Source organism: Nocardia sp. BMG51109 (assembly GCF_000526215.1).
In the GTDB taxonomy this organism is placed as follows: Bacteria; Actinomycetota; Actinomycetes; order Mycobacteriales; family Mycobacteriaceae; genus Nocardia.
The window spans coordinates 4,105,722-4,128,571 of sequence record NZ_JAFQ01000004.1; the positions used below are offsets into that span (position 1 = coordinate 4,105,722).

The window sequence follows — 22,850 nt, forward strand, 5'->3', positions numbered from 1 at the left end:
GCATGAGCGAAGACAGCACGGATCCCCAGCACGAGAAGCTCGTTCGGTACCTGAAGAAGGTCGCCGTCGATCTCAGCGACGCCAGAGCGAGACTGCGCGAGTACGAGGATCGTGCGAGCGAACCGCTGGCGATCGTCGGCATGAGCTGCCGGTACCCGGGCGGGGTCGACTCGCCGCAGGAGCTGTGGGAGCTGGTTGCGGACGGCCGGGACGGCATGTCGGCACTGCCGACCGACCGGGGCTGGGACCTGGAGCGGCTCTACGATCCGGATCCCGACCGGGCGGGAACCGCCTACACGCGAGTGGGCGGATTCGTCGACGGCGTCAGCGATTTCGACGCCGAGTTCTTCGGCATCAGCCCCCGCGAAGCGCTGGCGATGGACCCGCAGCAACGATTGCTGCTGGAGTCGGCGTGGGAGGCGTTCGAGGACGCGGGTATCGACCCGATGTCATTGCGCGGCACCGATACCGGAGTGTTCTGCGGTGTGGGCGCCTCCGACTACGCGTCGGTACCCGCGGGCGCGCTGCCACATCTGGAGGGCTTCCGGCTGACCGGGTCGACGACCAGCGTCGTGTCGGGGCGCATCTCCTACACCCTCGGGCTGGAAGGCCCCTCGGTATCGGTGGACACCGCCTGCTCCTCCTCGCTGGTGGCGCTGCACCTGGCCTCGCAAGCACTGCGGGCACGGGAGTGTGCACTGGCGTTGGTCGGCGGCGTGACCGTGCTGTCGGGGCCGTTCTTGTTCCTGGAGTTCAGCAGGCAGCGGGCACTCGCACCGGATGGCCGGTGCAAGCCGTACGCGGCCGCCGCGGATGGGACCGGATTCTCCGACGGCCTGGGCCTGGTTGTGCTGGAACGGCTCTCGGATGCCCAGCGCAAGGGTCATCAGGTGTTGGCGGTGGTGCGCGGCAGCGCGGTGAATCAGGACGGCGCGAGCAACGGGCTGACCGCGCCGAACGGTCCCTCGCAGGAGCGGGTGATCCGCCAGGCGCTGACGAATGCCGCCCTGAACGCCGCGGATGTCGACGTCGTGGAGGGGCACGGCACCGGGACCAAGCTCGGCGATCCGATCGAGGCGCAGGCGTTGCTCGCGACGTACGGCAAGGACCGGCCGAACGGCCCGCTGTGGCTCGGCTCGATCAAATCGAATATCGGGCACAGCTCCACCGCGGCCGGGGTGGCCGGCGTGATCAAGATGGTCCAGGCGCTGCGTCACGAGGTGCTGCCGCCGACCCTGCACGTGGATTCGCCGTCACCACATGTGGATTGGGGTTCCGGGCGGGTCGAACTGCTGACCGAGGCGCGGGATTGGCCGAGGAACGAGCGCCCGCGACGGGCAGGTATTTCGTCGTTCGGGGTGGGCGGCACGAACGCGCACTTGATCGTGGAGGAGGCACCCGCCACGGAGCGGACGACCGAGAGCGCCGGCGAACCGTTGTCGGTGGTGCCCGTGCCGGTGTCGGCACGGACCGAGGCCGCGCTGCGTGCGCAGGCGGCACGTTTGCGGGCGTCTCTGCTCGAGCGGCCCGAGGTTTCGCTGCTCGATGTCGGGTTCTCGGAGGTTTCGACGCGGGCACAGCTGGAGTGCCGCGGCGTGGTGGTGGCCTCGGACCGTGCCGAGTTGCTCGCGGGACTCGAGGCATTGAGTTCATCCGAGCCGGCGGCGAATGTCGTTGCGGGGCAGGTGGTCGGCGGCAAGGCGGTCTTCGTGTTCCCCGGCCAGGGCGCGCAGTGGGCGGGAATGGCGGTGGAGCTGTTGGCATCCGCACCCGTGTTCGCCGACGAGATCGCCGCCTGTGCAGAGGCGTTGTCGGAGTTCGTGGATTGGCCGCTGCGGGACGTGTTGCGAGGCGAACCGGATGCTCCGTCGCTGGAGCGGGTCGACGTCGTACAGCCGGTGCTGTTCGCGGTGATGGCCGGGCTGGCTCGGCTCTGGAGCTCCTACGGTGTGGAACCGATTGCGGTGGTAGGGCATTCGCAGGGAGAGATCGCCGCGGCCTACATTGCCGGTGGGCTTTCGCTGCGGGACGCCGCCAGGATCGTCGCCTTGCGGTCGCGGTTGATCGGGTCGCGGCTGGCCGGTGGCGGTGGCATGGTGTCGATCGCGCTGCCGGTAGAGCGGGTCGAGAAACTGCTCGAACCGTATGCCGGCCGGGCGGCTGTGGCAGCGGTGAACGGTCCGGCGGCCGTGGTGGTTTCCGGGGAACCGGCGGCGCTGGACGAACTGGTGGCCGCGTGCGAGGGCGCGGACATCCGGGCGCGGCGGATCGCGGTGGACTACGCCTCGCATTCGGCCCAGGTCGCGACCATCGAGGACGAGTTGCGCGGACTACTGGACACGGTTGCTCCGGTATCCGGTCGAATCCCGTTCTACTCCACCGTGGTCGGCGACTTCGTCGACACCGCGACGCTGGATGCCGGGTACTGGTACCGCAACCTGCGCGGCCGCGTGGGTTTCGAACCGGCGGTTCGAGCGTTGGTGGACCACGGCGCGAGCTGTTTCGTGGAGATCTCCCCACACCCGGTGCTGGCGATGGCCGTCGACGCGACGATTGAGGCGCACGCCGGACCGGGCCGGGCGGCGGTGGTCGGTTCGCTCCGCCGCGACGAAGGCGGTCTCCGGCGCTTCGTGCTGTCGGTGGCCGAGGCGCACGCCGGTGGAGTCGCGGTGGACTGGTCTGCGTACTTCGCGAACCGCGGGGCCGAGCGGGTCGCCCTGCCGACGTATGCGTTTCAGCGGCAACGGTTCTGGCTCGCGCCGAGTGCGGGCTTCGGGGAGGTGAGCGCCCCGGGGCTGAGCCCGGTCGAGCATCCGATGCTCACGGCCGTGATGCGGGTCGGTGACCGGGACGAGTGGGTGTACACCGGTCGGATTTCGCAGGACGCACAGCCCTGGACCCGGGATCACGTGGTGCTCGGCACTGTCGTCGTGCCCGGGGTGGCCTTCGTCGAGGCGATCCTGGCGGCCGGTCGCGCGACGGGCTGTGCGGTGCTCGACGAACTGGTGCTGGAGGCGCCGCTGGTATTGGACGATGACGCCGTCCGGCAACTGCAGATCACCGTGGGGAGGCCCGGGGCCGACGGCCGACGGGAATTCGCGGTCTACTCGTGGCCCGAAGGCGGTGGCGTCGAGGAAGGCGGTGGCGTCGAGGACGCCGAGCCGACCAGGCACGGTAGTGGCTGGCTCGGCATCGAATCCGAGCCGGTCGCCCCGTGGCCGCAGGCATGGCCGCCGGAGGGCGCCGAGCCGCAATCGGTGGACGCGCTGTACACGGGCATGTCCGACCTGGGGTACGACTACGGCCCGACGTTCCGGGGCGTGCGTGCGGTGTGGCGGCGCGGCAGCGAGGTCTACGCCGATATCGCGCTGCCGGACGGCACCGACGACGCCGGCTTCGCCCTCCACCCGGGTCTGTTCGATGCCGCGCTGCACGGGGGACTGCTCGAGAAGGTACCGGGCAATGCGGTGGTGCTGCCGTTCTCGTGGTCGGGCGTTCGGCTCGGCGCGACCGGGCCGACCGGGGCGCGCGTGCGGATCACCCCGGCGGGCGACGCCGCGCTGCACGTGGACATCGTCGGGGAGCACGGTGAGCCGGTGGGCAGCATCGCCAAGCTCGTCTTCCGTGAGGTGGAACCGGGACAGCTCGACCGTGCCGACGGCGATCGGGGAAATTCGCTCTGGCGGGTCGACTGGACCACGGTGACCGCCGGAACCTCGACGGCGCGGGTGTCGGCCCTCGGTGACTTCACCGGCGCGGGTGCGCGATTCGCGGATCTCGATGCGCTCGAGCAGGCACTCGCGGACGGTGCCGCGGTGCCCGACGCGGTTCTCGCCGCGGTGCAGAATCCGGTGGGCTCCGCGGACGCGCAGGCGGTCGCCACCGCGACCCTCGCCCTGGTGCAGCGGTGGTTGTCCAGCGAATGGCTCACCGACGCACAGCTTCTCGTCGTCACGCACGGCGCGGTCCCGGTCGGCGGCGATGTTCCGGACACCGCGCAGGCCGCGGCGTGGGGTCTGGTGCACAGCGCCCAGTCCGAGCATCCGGGGCGGTTCGTGCTGGTCGATCTCGACGACGGCGACGAGCCGGAGTGGGGCGCGCTTCTCTCTCTCGACGAACCCCAGCTCGCGATGCGCGGCGGCGCCGTGCTCGCACCCCGGCTCGGCCGGGTGCCCACCGGGCCACAGGGCCTGGCATGGCGGTTGTCGATCGGGCAGCACGGGTCGCTGGAGAATCTGGCGATCGTGCCGTCGGACGGTGACAGGGCGCTGACTCCGGGGGAGGTCCGGATCGGGGTGCGGGCCGCGGGCGTGAACTTCCGTGACGTGCTGATCGCGCTCGGCACCTATCCGGATGACGCGCCGCTGGGCAGTGAGGCCGCGGGGGTCGTGCTCGAAGTCGGTTCCGAGGTAAGCGATCTCGCGCCGGGAGACCGGGTATTCGGCCTGGCGCTGGAATCGTTCGGTCCGCTGGCGGTCACCGATCGGCGCCTGCTCCGGCCGATCCCGGCGGGCTGGACCTTCGCCCAGGCCGCCGCGGTGCCCGTGGCATATCTGACCGCATACATCGGGCTCGTCGAACTGGCGGAAGTACGGGCCGGGGAACGGGTGCTGGTGCACGCCGGCGCGGGCGGCGTCGGATCGGCGGCGGTGCAGATCGCTCGCCACCTGGGTGCGGACGTATTCGCGACGGCGAGCCCGGAGAAATGGGATACGTTGCGCGCCTTCGGTATTCCCGATGACCATCTCGGCTCGTCGCGGGACCACGGCTTCCGTGACGCCTTCCTGGAGCAGACCGGTGGCGCGGGAGTCGACGTGGTACTCAACGCGCTCGCCGGTCCGTTCATCGACGCGACGCTGGATCTGCTCTCGCGCGGTGGGCGGTTCATCGACATGGGTAAGGCCGACGTCCGCGATCCCGGGGTTGTCGCCGAGACACATCCGGGCGTGCGGTACCGGGCGTTCGACACCTTCGACGCGGCCGGTGTAGAGCGTGTGCAGCGGTTGCTCGGCGAGATTGTCGAGTTGTTCGAGCGCGGTGTGCTCAGGCATCCGGCGATTCGGGCCTGGGACGTGCGCGACGGTGCCGCGGCACTGCGGTTCCTGCGGGAGGGCGCCAATGTCGGCAAACTCGTTCTGACCGTGCCCGCACCGCTCGATCCGCACGGCGCCGTGCTGATCACGGGCGGGACCGGCGGCTTGGGCGCGCTGGTCGCCAGGCACCTGGCCGAGCGCCATGAGGTGGGGGAGCTCGTGCTGGCGAGCCGTCGCGGTCCCGCGGCGGCGGGTGCGACCGAGTTGATCGCCGAACTGGAGTCGGCGGGGACCGCGGCGCGGGTCGTGGCATGTGACGTGTCGGACCGGAAACAGCTTGCCGCGCTGTTGGATTCGATCGATCGCCCGTTGACGGCTGTCGTGCACGCCGCCGGTGTGCTCGACGACGGGGTGATCGAGTCGCTGACCCCCGAACGATTGCACCGCGTGCTGGAGCCGAAGCTCCGGGCGGCACTGCACCTCGACGAGTTGACCGCGGATCTGGATCTGTCGGCGTTCGTGCTGTTCTCCTCGGTCGCCGCGTTGATCGGCAGTGCCGGCCAGGGTGGCTACGCGGCGGCGAACGCGGGCCTGGATGCGCTGGCGGCCCAGCGACGGGCCCAAGGGCGGGCGGGCCTCTCACTGGCCTGGGGCCTGTGGGCCGACGCGACCGGCATGACCGGTGCGCTCGACGCCGCGGAGATGACCCGGCTGGAGCGAACGGGCGTGCGGCCGCTGTCCGCCGAATCAGGGCTCGAACTCTTCGACCGGACACTGGATTCGGCGGACGCGCTGCTGGCCCCGGTGCACCTCGATCTCCTCTCGCTGCGCACCCAGGCGCGGGCAGGCATGCTCCCGGCGCTGCTGCGCGGTCTGGTCCGTGCCCCCGCGCGACGCGGCGAAGCCGCGGGCGGCTCGCTGACGGCGCGCCTGGCCGGAGTGAGCGAGGCCGACCGGGTGCGGGTCGCGCTGGAACTCGTCCGGACGCAGGTGGCCTCGGTACTCGGATACGCATCGGCCGACGCGATCGCCGCGGACCGGGCCTTCAAGGAGATCGGCTTCGACTCGCTGAGCGCGGTCGAGTTGCGCAACAGGCTGACCCAGCTCACCGGTCTGCGACTGCCCGCGACGCTGGTCTTCGACCACCCCACCCCGAATGCGGTGGCGCGGTTGCTGCTCAGCGAGATCGGCGGTGTCGCCGAGGCCCCGCGGCCGGCCGCGCCACGGCGCACGGAGACCGGTGACCCGGTGGTGATCGTCGGTATGGGCTGCCGCTATCCCGGTGGAGTCGGCTCCCCGGACGAGCTGTGGGACCTGGTCGCCGAGGGACGTGACGCGGTATCGCCGCTGCCGACAGATCGCGGCTGGGATCTCGAACGTCTCTACGACCCGGACCCGGATCACCAGGGCACCTACTACACCGAGGGCGGCGGGTTCGTCGACGGCGTCGCCGACTTCGACGCGGCGTTCTTCGGCATCAGCCCGCGCGAGGCGCTGGGCATGGATCCGCAGCAACGGCTGCTGCTCGAGTCGGCGTGGGAGGCGCTCGAGAACGCCGGGATCGATCCGATCTCGTTGCGCGGCACCGACACCGGAATCTTTGCCGGTGTGGCCCCCGCGGGCTACGGCGGGTCGATGCCGCCGGAGCTGGAGGGCTATTACCTGACCGGCGCGACCACCAGCGTCGTCGCCGGCCGGATCGCCTACAGCCTCGGACTGGAGGGCCCGGCACTGTCGATCGACACCGCCTGCTCGTCGTCGCTGGTGGCGTTGCACCTGGCCGCGCAGTCGTTACGCGCCGGTGAGTGCTCGCTGGCGTTGGTCGGTGGTGTGTCGCTGCTGACCGAGCCCTCGCTGCTGATCGACTTCAGTAGGCAGCGTGGTCTGTCGCCGGACGGCCGGTGTAAGTCGTATGCGGCGGCCGCGGATGGGACCGGGTTCTCCGATGGTGTGGGTCTTGTTGTGTTGGAGCGTCTTTCGGATGCTCGGCGTAATGGTCATCAGGTGCTTGCGGTGGTGCGTGGGAGTGCGGTGAATCAGGATGGTGCGAGTAATGGGTTGACGGCGCCGAATGGTCCGTCGCAGGAGCGGGTGATCCGTGCCGCGCTGGCGAATGCGGGGCTGGGTCCGGGTGATGTGGATGCGGTGGAGGGTCACGGGACGGGGACGAGGCTGGGTGACCCGATCGAGGCGAAGGCGTTGCTGGCGACGTATGGGCGTGAGCGTACTGCGGGGCCGCTGTGGTTGGGGTCGATCAAGTCGAATATCGGGCATACGTCGACGGCGGCCGGTGTGGCGGGTGTGATCAAGATGGTGCAGGCGTTGCGGCATGGGGTGTTGCCGGCGACGTTGCATGTGGATTCGCCGTCGCCGCATGTGGATTGGGGTTCGGGGGAGGTCGAGTTGTTGACCGAGGCGCGGGAGTGGTCGTCGAACGGCCATCCGCGCCGCGCCGGTATTTCGTCGTTCGGGGTGAGTGGCACGAATGCGCACGTGATTGTGGAGGAGGCGCCGGTAGCGGGACCCGTGGTAGCGGGAGCCCTGGCCGAGGGGCCGGTGCAGGTGGCGTCGGATGGGCGGGACGAGCTGATGGTGCCGGTGGTGGTGTCGGGTCGGTCGGTGGCGGGGTTGCGGGGTCAGGCGGCGCGGTTGCGGTCGTATCTTGTTGCGAGGCCGGAGGTTTCGCTGTTGGATGTGGGCTGGTCGGAGGTGTCGACGCGGGCGCAGTTGGAGTATCGCGCTGCGGTGGTGGCGTCCGGGCGTGCGGAGTTGCTGGCGGGGTTGGCCGCGCTTGCGGAGGGTGAGCCTGGGGCGGGTGTGTTCGAGGGGGCTCCTGTTCCGGGGAAGACGGCGTTTCTGTTTACCGGTCAGGGTGCGCAGCGGGCCGGGATGGGTGTGGAGCTGGCTGGGGCGTTCCCGGTGTTTGCTTCGGCGTTGGATGAGGTGTGCGAGCACTTGGATGCCCGTGTGGGTCGTTCGGTGCGGGAATTGATGTCGGCGGCACCGGACTCCGCGGAAGCGGGTCTGCTGGACGAGACGGAATACACGCAGGTGGTGTTGTTCGCGGTCGAGGTGGCGTTGTTCCGGTTGCTGGAGTCGGTGGGTGTGCGGCCGGATTGTGTGGTGGGTCATTCGGTGGGGGAGATTGTGGCGGCGTATGTGGCGGGGGTGTTGTCACTCTCGGATGCGTGTGAGTTGGTGGTGGCGCGGGGCCGGTTGATGGGGGCGTTGCCCGCGACGGGTGCGATGGTGGCGGTGGAGGCCGGTGAGGGTGAGGTTGTGGAGTCTCTTGCTGGGTTTGTGGGCCGGTTGGATGTGGCGGCGGTGAATGGTCCTCGGGCGGTGGTCGTCTCGGGTGATGCGGAAGCCATCGAGGAGTGGCTGCCGGTGTGGGAGGGCCGCAGGACGTCGCGGTTGCGGGTGAGTCATGCGTTTCATTCGTATTTGATGGAGCCGATGCTCGCCGAGTTCGAGCGGGTGGTACAGCGTTTGCGGTTGGGTGTGCCGCGTATTCCGGTGGTGTCGAACGTGTCGGGTGAGCCGGTGGGTGAGGAGATGAGCGACCCGGGGTATTGGGTGGAGCATGTGCGCCGGGCGGTGCGGTTCGGCGACGGTGTGGCCACCCTGTATGAGCTCGGTGTGCGCCGGTTTGTGGAGGTGGGTCCGGATGCGGTGTTGACGGCGATGGCGGGGCAGTCGCTGGAGGAGCGGACGGATGTTGTGGTGGTGCCTGTACTGCGGTCACGCCAGTCGGAGCAGGAAGCGTTCGCAAGCGTTCTGGGCCGGTTGCATGTGGCTGGTGTGGGGGTGGATTGGCCGGCGTTTTATGCGGGTTCGGGTGCTCAGCGGATCTCGTTGCCCACCTACGCATTCCAGCGCGAACGTTTCTGGCTGGCTCCGGGCGTAGGCACGAGTGACGTCGGCGCGGCCGGGCTCGGCCGGATCGAACACCCGATGCTGACAGGCATTGTTCCGGTGGGTGATCGTGACGAGTGGTTGTTCACCGGCAGCCTGTCTACCGAAACCCAGTCGTGGACACAGGATCACGTGGTGCTGGGTGTGACCATCGTGCCGGGTACCGCGCTGGTCGAGCTGGCGTTGGCCGCCGGACGCGAGGTCGCAAGTCCGGTCGTCGAGGAACTGGTGCTCGAGGCACCGCTGCTGCTCGATGCCGGAGCCACCCGCCAGGTGCAGGTCACCGTCGGCCAGGCCGATGGCGACGATCGCCGTGAGGTCGCGATCTATACCCGACCCGAGGCCGGGGCGGATACCGAACCTGCGGAGATGACCTGCCATGCGCGCGGCGTACTGGCACCGGATCACGAACCGCTACGTGCCCGAGACACCGAATGGCCGCCCGCCGGAGCCGAGCCCGCGTCGCCGGATGTGCTCTACGCGGGGATGGCCGATCTCGGATACGACTACGGCCCGATGTTCCAGGGCGTGCACGCGGTGTGGCGCGCCGGCGACGACGTCTATGCCGAAGTAGCGCTGCCCGACGACGCCGGCGGAGCCGGATGGGGTATCCATCCGGCACTGTTCGATGCCGCCATGCACGGCGGACTGTTGCAGCAGGGCTCCGAAGTCGCGGCGGTGCTGCCGTTCTCGTGGTCGGGCGTACGCCTGGGCACACCCGGGCTTTCCCGGGTCCGCGCGCGGATCAGCCCGGCGGACGGCACCGCGCTGCGCGTCGACATCACGAGCGAGCAGGGCGAGCCGGTATTGCGGATGGATCGACTCGACATGCGTCCGGTGGAACCGTCGCAGCTCACGAACGGTCGTCGCGCGACCCGGAATTCGCTGTTCGGGCTCGATTGGAGTCCTGTGACGGGCGCCGCCGCGCCGGTACGGATCGTGGTCCTCGGCGAACTCGCAGCCGAAGGCGAGCGGTTCGCCGATCTGGATGCGCTGGAGCGGGCGCTGGCCGAGGGCGGGCAGGCACCGGACGCGGTGCTCCTCGCGTTCGACGACGTGCTTCAGGGCACCGATCTCGCCGCGGCCGTGCGGTTGACCACCGGCCGGGCACTCGAGCTGGTACAGCGCTGGCTGACCAGCGAATGGCTCACCGACACAAGGCTTGTCGTGGTCACGCGGCGTGCGATGGCCGTGGGTGGCGAGGCGCCGAGCGTGGCGATGGCGCCGGTTCCCGGATTGCTGCGCAGCGTCCAATCGGAACATCCGGGCCGGTTCCTGCTGGTCGACGCCGATGTCGACACGGCCGTCGACTGGGCCGCGATCCTCGGCGCCGACGAACCGCAGCTGGCGGTGCGAGCGGGACGGGTGCTGGCACCGCGGCTGGCCCGAGTAACGGCCGAACCTGTTGCGGCCCCGATGGATCCGAGTGGCACGGTGTTGATCACCGGTGGTACCGGCGGTCTCGGTGCGCTGTTCGCCAGGCATCTGGCGCAGCGATACGGCGCCAAGAATCTGTTGTTGGTGAGCCGGCGGGGCCCGGCGGCAGACGGCGCCGACGCGCTGGTCGCCGACCTGGCGCTGCTGGGCGCCGAGGCGCGGGTCGCGGCGTGCGATGTCGCGGACCGCGACCAGCTCGAGCGACTGCTCGGCACACTGGAGCAACCACTGACGGCGGTCGTCCACGCGGCTGGCGTCCTCGACGACGGCCTTGTCGAATCGCTGACACCCGAACGGCTGGACCGCGTGCTGCGCCCGAAAGTCGATGCGGCACTGCATCTACACGAATTGACCGCCGGGCTGGAGTTGTCGGCCTTCGTGTTGTTCTCCTCCACGGCCGCGCTCCTGGGCAACCCGGGTCAGGCGAACTACGCCGCCGCCAACGCGACCCTCGACGCCCTTGCGGCCGTGCGCCGCGCCGAAGGGTCGGCTGCGACCGCGCTGGCCTGGGGTGTCTGGGCTGAAACGGGCGGCATGGCAGGCGAATTCGGTGCGGCCGAACTCGCCCGGCTGAAGCGCACCGGTATCGGCGCGATGGACGCCGAACTCGGGCTCGAATTGTTCGACCTGGCCCTCGGGCTGGACGTTCCGTTGCTGGCGCCGGTGCGGCTCGACCAGGCGGCGCTCCAGGCGCAGGCACGCGCGGGCATGCTGCCCGCCCTGCTGCGCGGATTGGGCCGGGCCCGGCGCGCCGATTCCACGGGATCATTGGCACATCGGCTGGCGGGCGTCGCCGAGGCCGACCGCGAGCAGGTCGTGCTGGACCTGGTGCGTGGAGAGGTGGCTGCCGTGTTGGGGCATGCGTCGGCAGCCGCGATCGACCCGCAGCGAGCCTTCCAGGAGATCGGCTTCGACTCGCTCGCCGCGGTCGAACTGCGCAACCGGCTCGGCAAGAACACCGGGGTCCGATTGCCCGCGACGCTGGTCTTCGACCATCCGACGCCGGCGGCGATCGTGCGGTTGCTGCTCACCGAGGTGGAGCCGAACGCCGTTCCCGAGATCCGGACGCGGTCGGCGGACGACGAGATTCGCGCCCTGCTCGCCGCCGTGCCGATCGACCGCCTGCGCCGGGCCGGGCTGCTGGAGACGCTGCGTGACCTCGCGAACGCGGATCCCGACGAGGACTCGTCGGAGAACGGGGACGCCGAGTCGATCGATGACATGGACGCCGACGCCCTGATCCGAATGGCACAGGAAGACATGGCATGAGTACCTGCGACAACGAGGAATAGGCATGGCCACCGAGAAGAACGACCTCGTCGAGGCGCTGCGCAGCTCGCTCAAGGAGACCGATCGGCTCCGGCAGCAGAACCGGCGGTTGCTCGCAGCGGCCACCGAGCCGTTGGCGATTGTAGGTATGGGGTGCCGGTACCCGGGCGGGGTTTCCTCGCCGGACGAGTTGTGGAATCTGGTTGCGGGCGGGCGTGATGCGGTGTCGGGGTTGCCGACCGATCGTGGCTGGGATGTGGAGCGGCTCTACGATCCGGATCCGGATCATGCGGGGACGGTGTACACGCGTGGTGGTGGTTTCCTGGAGCGGCCGGGTGATTTCGATGCCGAGTTCTTCGGGATCAGTCCGCGTGAGGCGCTGGCGATGGATCCGCAGCAGCGGCTGCTGCTCGAGGTGGCGTGGGAGGCGCTGGAGGTCGCGGGCATTGATCCGATCTCGTTGCGCGGCAGCGATACCGGAGTCTTCTGTGGTGTCGGAGCCACCGACTACGCGACGGTGACCGGCGGTAGCCGGCCTCACGTGGAGGGCTTCCGCCTGACGGGAGCCGCGACGGCGGTGGTGTCGGGACGGCTGAGCTACACCTTCGGATTCGAGGGGCCGACGGTCTCGGTGGACACCGCGTGCTCGTCATCGCTGGTGGCGTTGCACATGGCGGCGCAGGCGCTGCGTTCGGGCGAATGCTCGATGGCGTTGGCCGGCGGTGTGACAGTGATGTCGAGTCCGTTCCTGCTGACCGAGTTCAGTAGGCAGCGTGGTCTGTCGCCCGACGGCCGGTGTAAGTCGTATGCGGCGGCCGCGGATGGGACCGGGTTCTCCGATGGTGTGGGTCTTGTTGTGTTGGAGCGTCTTTCGGATGCTCGGCGTAATGGTCATCAGGTGCTTGCGGTGGTGCGTGGGAGTGCGGTGAATCAGGATGGTGCGAGTAATGGGTTGACGGCGCCGAATGGTCCGTCGCAGGAGCGGGTGATCCGTGCCGCGCTGGCGAATGCGGGGCTGGGTCCGGGTGATGTGGATGCGGTGGAGGGTCACGGGACGGGGACGAGGCTGGGTGACCCGATCGAGGCGAAGGCGTTGCTGGCGACGTATGGGCGTGAGCGTACTGCGGGGCCGCTGTGGTTGGGGTCGATCAAGTCGAATATCGGGCATACGTCGACGGCGGCCGGTGTGGCGGGTGTGATCAAGATGGTGCAGGCGTTGCGGCATGGGGTGTTGCCGGCGACGTTGCATGTGGATTCGCCGTCGCCGCATGTGGATTGGGGTTCGGGGGAGGTCGAGTTGTTGACCGAGGCGCGGGAGTGGTCGTCGAACGGCCATCCGCGCCGCGCCGGTATTTCGTCGTTCGGGGTGAGTGGCACGAATGCGCACGTGATTGTGGAGGAGGCGGCTGCTCTGACGGAGGGGATCGGCGCGGCCGAGGCGGTTGTGCCCGTCGAAGGTAGTTCAGTGGTGGGGGGCGGTGCGCCGGTGTCGCGGTCGGTGGTGCCGGTGCAGGCGGCTCCGGTGGTTGAGGGGCCTGTGCCGGTGGTGGTGTCGGGTCGGTCGGCGGCGGGTTTGCGGGGGCAGGCGGCGCGGTTGCGGTCGTTTCTGGTTGGGCGGCCTGAGGTTTCGGTGTTGGATGTGGGCTGGTCGGGGGTGTCGACGCGGGCGCAGTTGGAGTATCGCGCTGGGGTGGTGGCGCCTGGGCGTGCGGAGTTGCTGGCGGGGTTGGCCGCGCTTGCGGAGGGTGAGCCTGGGGCGGGTGTGTTCGAGGGGGCTCCTGTTCCGGGGAAGACGGCGTTTCTGTTTACCGGTCAGGGTGCGCAGCGGGCCGGGATGGGTGTGGAGTTGGCGGGGGCGTTCCCGGTGTTCGCGTCCGCGTTGGATGAGGTGTGCGGGCACCTGGACCCACGGGTGGGTCGTTCGGTGCGGGAGTTGATGTCGGCGGAGGAAGGTTCGGCGGAGGCTGCCCTGTTGGACGCGACGGAGTTCACGCAGGTGGTGTTGTTCGCTGTTGAGGTGGCGTTGGTGCGGTTGCTGGAGTGGGTGGGTGTGCGGCCGGATTGTGTGGTGGGTCATTCGGTGGGGGAGATTGTGGCGGCGTATGTGGCGGGGGTGTTGTCACTCTCGGATGCGTGTGAGTTGGTGGTGGCGCGGGGCCGGTTGATGGGGGCGTTGCCCGCGACGGGTGCGATGGTGGCGGTGGAAGCCGGTGAGGGTGAGGTTGTGGAGTCTCTTACCCGGTTCGGTGGCCGGTTGGATATCGCGGCGGTGAATGGTCCTCGGGCGGTGGTCGTGTCGGGTGATGCGGACGCGATCGAGGAGTGGCTGCCGCGGTGGGAGGGCCGGAAGACGTCGCGGTTGCGGGTGAGTCATGCGTTCCACTCCCATCTGATGGAGCCGATGCTCGAGGAGTTCGAGGCGGTGGTGCGGGGTGTGGAGTTCGGTACGCCGCGGATGCCGGTGGTGTCGAACGGGTCGGGCCGACCGGCCGGCGAAGAGATGTGTGATCCGGGGTACTGGGTGCAGCACGCGCGGCGGGCGGTCCGGTTCGGTGACGGTATCGAGGCACTGTATGAGCTGGGTGTGCGGCGGTTTGTGGAGGTGGGTCCGGATGCGGTGTTGACGGCGATGGCGGGTCAGTCGCTGGAGGATCGTGACGACGTTGTGGTGGTGCCGGTGTTGCGGTCACGCCAGTCCGAGCAGGAAGCGTTCGCAAGCGTTCTGGGCCGGTTACATGTTGCGGGTGTGGGGGTGGAGTGGCCGGCGTTCTACGCGGATACGGGTGCGCGGCGGATCTCTTTGCCTACGTATGCATTCCAACGACAACGGTATTGGCTGGATGCCGTCGCACCGATGGGTACCGCCGCCGGTGTCGGGCTCGGTCATGTGGAACACCCGATTCTGGCCGCCTCGGCACCGGTCGGTGATCGTGACGAGTGGTTGTACACCGGCAGTCTGTCTACCGAAACCCAGTCGTGGACACAGGATCATGTGGTGCTGGGTGTGACCATCGTGCCGGGTACCGCGCTGGTCGAGCTGGCGTTGGCCGCCGGACGCGAGGTGGACACCCCGGTGCTGGACGAGTTGGTGCTCGAGGCGCCGCTCATCCTCGATGCGGGCGCGACCCGCCACGTGCAGATCACGGTCGGCCAGGCCGAGGCCGACGGCCGTCGGGAGATTGCCGTGTACACCCGCCCGGAGGCGCGCGATGCCGATTCCCCCTCGGAATCCATTTGCCACGGGCGCGGTTGGCTTGCTCCCGAGGTGGATTCGACCGTGACCTGGTGGGAGCCCACCGAATGGCCGCCCGCCGATGCGGAATCGGTCGCCGTGGACGATTTCTATTCGCGCACTGCCGATCTCGGCTACGACTACGGTCCGACATTCCAGGGTATTCGAGCGGCGTGGCGAGCAGGCGATGAGCTCTACGCCGAGGTCGCGCTGCCCGATGACACCGGCGGTGAACCCTTCGGTCTGCACCCGGCCCTCTTCGACGCCGCCATCCACGGCGGTCTGCTCGGACAGGACACCGAAACGTCCGCACTGCTGCCGTTCTCGTGGTCCGGTGTGCGACTCGTGAATCCGGGCCGATCCCGGGTACGCGTGCGGATCGTCGCCGCCGGGGACTCGGCCGTGCGCGCCGATATCGTGACCGAACTCGGCGAGCCGGTTGCCGCGGTGACCAGGCTCGATATGCGCCCGATCGATTCGGCGCAACTCGGGGCCGCGCAACGAGCCGGCGGGCAGCATGCGCTGTTCCGGGTCGAGTGGACCGAGGTGACCGCCGCCGAGCAGCGGCAGATGCGCGTCACGCACCTGGACGCGGCCACGGCGGCCGGCCTCGACGCGCTGCGACAGGGGCTCGCCGACGACGGGGAAACTCCGGATATCGTTGTTGCCGAGGTTGTTTCACCCGAGGACGCCGACACCGTCGCGATGTCCCACACCGTGACCGAGCAGACGCTCGAACTGCTCCAGAGCTGGTTGACCGGTGAATGGCCCGCCGAGACGAGGCTTGTCGTCGCGACTCGTGCCGCGGTGGCCGTGCACGACGAACGGCCGGATCTCGTCCAGGCACCGATCTGGGGATTGGTGCGCAGCGCGCAATCCGAACATCCCGGCCGAGTCCTGCTCGCCGATGTCGACAGTGACAGCACGCCGGACTGGGGCGCACTGCTCGAGCTCGACGAGCCGCAGCTGGCGGTGCGAGAGGGCCGGGTGCTCGCACCACGGCTCGTCCGCGCACCGGCCCAGCCTGCCGCGACACCGTTGGACCCGGAAGGAACCGTCCTGATCACCGGCGGGACAGGTGGTTTGGGCGCGCTGTTCGCCGAACACCTGGCCGAACACCACGGCGCACGACATCTGCTCCTCGTGAGTCGTCGCGGTCCGGAAGCGGAAGGGGTGGACGAGCTGGTCGCGGCGCTCGAATCGTCGGGCGCGACGGCGCAAGTCGTGGCCTGTGACGTGTCGGACCGGGAACAGCTTGCGACGCTGCTGAACTCGATGGACCGGCCGCTGACGGCCGTGGTGCACGCGGCGGGCGTACTCGAGGACGGTGTGATCGAATCACTGACCGCGCGGCAACTGCAGCGGGTGGCCGGCCCGAAACTTGATGCGGCACTGCACCTGCACGAACTCACCGCCGATCTCGAGCTGTCGGCATTCGTGTTGTTTTCCTCGGTGGCGGCGTTGATCGGCAGTGCGGGACAAGGGGCTTATGCGGCCGCCAATGCCGGATTGGACGCGTTGGCGGCGAAGCGGCGTGCCGAGGGCCGGGTGGCCGGTTCGCTGGCCTGGGGCCTGTGGGACCACACCCGCGGCATCGCGGGCCGCCTCGGCGAGACGGAGCTGGCACGGCTCGAGCGGATGGGCGTCCGGGCGCTCTCGACCGAGTCCGGGCGCGAACTGTTCGACCGGGCCGTCGGTGCCGAGCCGGCGCTGCTGGCCCCGGTGGATCTCGACCTCGCCGTCCTGCGGACCCATTCCCGAACGGGCATGCTGCCGCCCTTGCTTCGCGGCCTGGTCCGGACGCCCACCCGGCGCGGGCGGACCGGCGGTTCGCTGGCACGGCGGTTGGCCGACGTGCCGGAGTCCGATCGTGAGCAGGTGGTTGTCGAACTGGTGCGGGAGCAGGTCGCGGCCGTGCTCGGGCATGCGTCGGCGGCGTCGGTCGACCCGGAACGCGCCTTCCAGGACCTGGGACTGGACTCGTTGAGCGCGGTCGAATTGCGAAACCGGCTCACCAACCTCGCCGGGCTCAGACTGCCCGCGACCTTGGTCTTCGACCATCCGACGCCGACGGCGCTCGCTCGTCTGCTACTCACCGAAATCACCGGCGCCGTGGACGTGTCGCGCCCGGAACCGCGGCAGCGGCGGGCCGCGGCCACCGAGCCGTTGGCGATCGTCGGGATGGGGTGCCGATATCCGGGTGGGATCACGTCGCCGGACGAGTTGTGGGATCTGGTCGCCGGCGGGCGTGATGCGGTGTCGGGGTTGCCTACCGATCGCGGCTGGGATATCGAGCGACTCTACGACCCGGACCCGGCTAGGACCGGTACCTTCTACACGCGCGGTGCCGGGTTCGTCGAGGGCGTCGCCGATTTCGATGCCGAGTTCTTCGGGATCAGCCCGCGTGAGGCATTGGGCATGGATCCGCAGCAACGGTTACTGCTGGAGACGGCGTGGGAGGCGTTCGAAGACGCCGGGATCGATCCGACCTCGTTGCGCGGCACCGACACAGGAGTTTTCTGCGGTGTCGGCGCGTCGGACTACGGAACCACGGCCACCAGTGATCTGGCCCAGGTGGAGGGTTTCCGCCTCACCGGCGTCAGCACCAGCGTCGCCTCCGGCCGCCTTGCCTACAGTTTCGGGTTGGAAGGTCCGGCGGTCTCGGTGGATACCGCGTGCTCGTCGTCGGCGGTGGCGTTGCACCTGGCCGTGCAGGCGCTGCGGTCCGGCGAGTGCTCGATGGCACTGGCGGGCGGCGCGACCCTGATGACCGGACCGTTCGTGCTGACGGAGTTCAGTAGGCAGCGTGGTCTGTCACCGGACGGCCGGTGTAAGGCGTACGCGGAGGCCGCGGACGGCACCGGGTTTTCGGATGGTGTGGGTCTTGTTGTGTTGGAGCGTCTTTCGGATGCTCGGCGTCATGGTCATCGGGTGCTTGCGGTGGTGCGTGGGAGTGCGGTGAATCAGGATGGTGCGAGTAATGGTTTGACGGCGCCGAATGGTCCGTCGCAGGAGCGGGTGATCCGGGGGGCGCTGGCGAATGCGGGACTGAGCGCCGCCGATGTGGATGCGGTCGAGGGGCACGGGACCGGGACGAAGCTCGGTGATCCGATCGAGGCGCAGGCGTTGCTGGCGACGTATGGCCGGGACCGGGTCGATGGTCCGTTGTGGTTGGGGTCGATCAAGTCGAACATCGGACATTCACAGGCAGCGTCGGGGATCGCCGGTGTGATCAAGATGGTGCAGGCGTTGCGGCATGGGGTGTTGCCGGCGACATTGCATGTGGATTCGCCGTCGCCGCATGTGGATTGGGGTTCGGGGGAGGTCGAGTTGTTGACCGAGCCGCGGGAGTGGGTGCGTAATGGTCGGCCGCGGCGGGCGGCGGTGTCGTCGTTCGGCGTGAGTGGGACGAATGCGCATGTCGTCCTGGAGGAGGCTTCGGCCGAGGCGGCGGTGTCGGCGGCGGGCTCTGCGCCGGTGGAAATGTCCGTCCTGCGCGACCAACAGGACGAGCAGGTGATGCCGGTGGTGGTGTCGGGTCGGTCGGTGGCGGGTTTGCGGGGGCAGGCGGCGCGGTTGCGGTCCTATCTGGTGGCACGGCCGGAGGTTTCGCCGCTGGATGTGGGCTGGTCGGAAGTGTCCACACGAGCACAGCTGGAATACCGCGCCGCGGTGGTGGCGTCCGGACGTGCGGAACTGCTGGCGGGGCTGGCCGCGGTGGCGGGCGGCGAACCGGCGCCGAGCGTGTTCGAGGGCGCCCCGGTGGCAGGGAAGACGGCGTTGTTGTTCACCGGTCAGGGCGCCCAACGTGCCGGGATGGGTGCCGAACTGGCGCAAGCGTTCCCGGTCTTTTCATCCTCGCTGGATGAGGTGTGTCAACACCTGGACATCCGGATGGGTCGTTCGGTGCGGGAGTTGCTGTCGGCGGAGCCGAATTCGGCAGCGGCTGCGTTGCTGGACAAGACCGAGTTCACGCAGGTGGTGGTGTTCGCGGTCGAGGTGGCGTTGTCCCGGTTATTGGAATCGGTGGGTATCCGGCCGGACTATGTCATGGGGCATTCGGTGGGCGAGATCGTGGCGGCACATGTCGCCGGTGTTCTGTCGCTGTCGGATGCGTGTGAGTTGGTGGTGGCGCGGGGCCGGTTGATGGGGGCGTTGCCGGCGACGGGCGCGATGGTGGCTGTGGAGGCCGGTGAGAGTGAGGTGGTGGAATCGCTGGCACGGTTCGGCGGCCGGTTGGATGTGGCGGCGGTGAATGGCCCTCGGGCGGTGGTCGTCTCGGGCGACGGGGAAGCGATGGAGGAGTGGCTGCCGTTGTGGCAGGGCCGGAAGACGTCGCGGTTGCGGGTCAGTCATGCGTTTCATTCGTATTTGATGGAGCCGATGCTCGCCGAGTTCGAGCGGGTGGTACAGCGTTTGCGGCTGAACGCGCCGCAGATACCCGTGGTGTCGAACGTGTCCGGCCGGCCGGCGGGACAACAGCTGACCGATCCCGGGTATTGGGTGCAGCACGCGCGGCGGGCGGTCCGGTTCGGTGACGGTATCGAGGCACTGTATGAGCTGGGTGTGCGGCGGTTTGTGGAGGTGGGTCCGGATGCGGTGTTGACGGCGATGGCGGGTCAGTCGCTGGAGGATCGTGACGACGTTGTGGTGGTGCCGGTGTTGCGGTCACGCCAGTCCGAGCAGGAAGCGTTCGCAAGCGTTCTGGGCCGGTTGCATGTGGCTGGTGTGGGGGTGGATTGGCCGGCGTTTTATGCGGGTTCGGGTGCGCAGCGGATTTCCTTGCCCACCTACGCGTTCCAACGACAGCGGTACTGGCTGACCCCTGGCACCTCAGGTGACGTCGGCGCGGCCGGGCTCGGCCGGATCGAACACCCGATGCTGACAGGCATTGTTCCGGTGGGTGATCGTGACGAGTGGCTGTTCACGGGCAGTGTGTCCACCGAAACCCATTCGTGGACACAGGATCACGTGGTGCTGGGTGTGACCATCGTGCCGGGCACCGCGCTGGTCGAACTGGCGCTGTCCGCCGGTGAGCGAGTCGACTGCCCGGTGCTGGAGGAGCTGGTGCTGGCGGCGCCGCTCATCCTGGAAGAGGGTGTGGCCAGGCAGATTCAGGTCACGATCGGTCAGCCGAGTGACGACCGCCGCGAGATCGCGATCTACACGCGGCAGGAGACCGCCGCGGATCGACTCCCGGAGTCGATCTGTCACGCGCGCGGATGGCTTGTGCAGAAGGCGAATTCGGCCGAGTCACCATGGCTGCCGACCGAATGGCCGCCGGCGGGCGCGGAACCAGTCGCCCTGGACGACTTCTACGCCGACGCCGCCGATCTCGGCTATGACTACGGCCCGGCGTTCCAGGCGGTGCGCGGGGCGTGGCGGGTCGGCAGCGAGCTCTACGCCGAGGTGGCGCTGCCCGGTGGCACCGGCGGCGAAGCCTTCGGACTGCACCCGGCGGTATTCGACGCCGCGCTACACCGTGGCCTGCTGGAACGAGTGCCGGGTGCGCCGGTGACCCTGCCGTTCTCGTGGTCGGGTGTCCAGCTGCACGCGCCGGGGTTCTCCGGGGTGCGTTCGCGCGTCGTTCCACTCGGCGAATCCGCCTTCCGGGTCGATATCGCCGGCGCGGACGGCTCTCCCGTACTCACCATGGAGCGGCTCGGGTTCCGTCCGGTGGAGCAGGCCCAACTGGAACGGGGGCGGCAGAGGGCGTCGCAATCCCTGTTCCAGATCGACTGGGTGCCGGTGGCGACTGGTGCCGGTGCGCGGGCAAGTGTCGCGGTTCTGGGTGAATTCGACTGTTTTACAAGATATTTCGAGGAAATAGACGCGCTGGAGCAGACGCTGACCGAGGGCGTCGAGCCGCCGGACACGGTAATCGTGGCGGTAGCGGGTGCCGTCGGCGATGATGTCGCCGCGGCGACGCGAGCCGCGGGGACGGACGCGCTGCAACTGGTCCAGCGGTGGCTGGCGAGCGAGCGACTCGCCGACACACGGCTGATCGTGGTGACCCGCAACGCCGTTGCGGTGGGTGACGAGGCCCCGGATCTCGCCCGGTCCGCGGTGTGGGGGGTGCTGCGCAGTGCACAGTCCGAGCATCCGGGCCGATTCGCCCTGGTCGATATCGGCGACGACGATCCAGATGGCGTCGAGCCGGACTTGGGCACCCTGGCCGAGCTGGACGAACCGCAGCTGGCGGTGCGCGGAAGCCGGGTGCTCGCGCCGCGGCTGGCCCGCGCCGAGCCGGGGCTCTCGGACAGCACGGCGCTGCGGCCGGAGGAAGCGGTTCTGATCACCGGCGGCACCGGCGGTTTGGGCGCACTGTTCGCGCGGCATCTGGTGCGCGAGCACGGCGTCGAACATCTGATCCTGGTCAGTCGGCGCGGCCCGGACGCAGACGGGGCCGCGGCGTTGGCGGCCGATCTCGCCGGGCTGGGCGCGTCGGTGCGGATCGAGGCGTGTGATGTCGCCGACCGCGAGCAGTTGGCCGCGCTGGTGGCTTCGCTGGATCGTCCGCTGACCGCGGTCATCCACGCGGCCGGTGTGCTCGACGACGGTCTCGTCGAATCGCTGACTCCGGAACGCATGGAGCGGGTGCTGCGGCCGAAGGTCGACGCCGCCTGGCAACTGCACGAATCGACCGCGGGCATGAATCTTTCGGCATTCGTCGTGTTCTCGTCGGTGGCCGCCTTGATCGGTAGCCCCGGTCAGGCGAACTACGCGGCGGCGAACTCCTTCCTCGACGCGCTCGCGCAGTACCGCCGGGCCGCCGGGTTGCCCGCGACCTCGCTCGCCTGGGGCCTGTGGGATGTGGCGGACGGTATGTCGGGCGGGCTCGCGGCGGCCGACGTGGAGCGGTTGTCGCGCACGGGCGTCACGCCGGTGTCCGCCGAACTGGGACTCGGACTGTTCGACCGTGCACTGGAATCGTCTGCCGCACTGCGAGTTCCGGTCCACCTGGACCTGGCCGCGTTGCGTGCCCAGGCGCGCGGGGGGCTGTTGCCCGCGTTGTTCCGTGGGCTGGTGCGGACACCGGTGCGCCGCGAGTCCGGCGCCGGATCGCTGGCGCAGCGGTTGGCGGGGGTTGATCCGGCCGAGCGCGAGCAGATCGTCCTGGAGGCGGTGCGAACACAGGTCGCGGCCGTGCTGGGATATACCTCCACCGAGGCCATCGATCCGGAACGACCGTTCAAGGATGTCGGGATCGATTCGCTCGGTGCGGTCGAGTTGCGCAACCGGCTCGGCCAGGCGACCGGGATGCGGTTGCCCGCAACGCTGGTCTTCGATCACCCGACGGCAGCGGACATGGCGCGGTCCTTGCTCGAGGATCTCGACGGTGCGGTACCGGCACCGGCCGGCGACGTGCCCGTCCAGCCGAATGGCCAGGGGACAGTGGGCACGCTGCTACAGCACGCCTATACCTCGGGATCGATCGGCGAGACCTTGCCGTGGCTGGTCTCCGCATCGAAATTCCGTCCCACGTTCGCGTCGGCCGCCGAATTGGGCGAAACAGACGGATTCGTCGTACAACTCGCGTCGGGGACGCGGCGACCGAAGCTGGTCTGCGTGCCGTCCTTCGTGGTCGGCTCGGGCGCACACCAGTTCATGCGTTTCGCCGACCATTTCGACGGCGAACACGATGTGCTGGTCTGCTCCCTACCGGGATATCGCGGAACCGAGCCGACGCCGGGGTCGTGGAACACCGCGATCGAGGTGCTCGAGCAATCGGTCCGCCGCGCCGTCGGTGCCGCGCCGTTCGTACTGATCGGCCATTCGATCGGTGGTGTCATCGCGCATTCGCTGGCCGCGCGCTTCGAGCAGGCGGGTGACGCACCGGTGGGTCTCGTCATGATCGACACCCCCACGCCCGAGGGCGGAGTGGAAACGACCAACCAGGTCTTCGCCACGGTGATGGCGGAAATCCTGGGGCGCGGTGGCCTCGGCACGGCCGTCGACGACTC

At 69.2% G+C, this 22,850-nt stretch carries 1 protein-coding gene and 1 pseudogene; both read left to right on the top strand.

Going from position 1 to position 22,850, the window contains the following annotated elements; all coding sequences use genetic code 11:
- Positions 1-2: 2 nt before the first annotated feature.
- Positions 3-11,654, top strand: coding sequence for a type I polyketide synthase (locus D892_RS47790; RefSeq protein WP_198036943.1), 11,652 nt, complete (start codon positions 3-5; stop codon positions 11,652-11,654).
- Between the two features lie 25 nt (positions 11,655-11,679).
- A pseudogene (locus D892_RS0120045) lies at positions 11,680-22,761 on the top strand (SDR family NAD(P)-dependent oxidoreductase); the annotation flags it as partial.
- Positions 22,762-22,850: the final 89 nt, after the last annotated feature.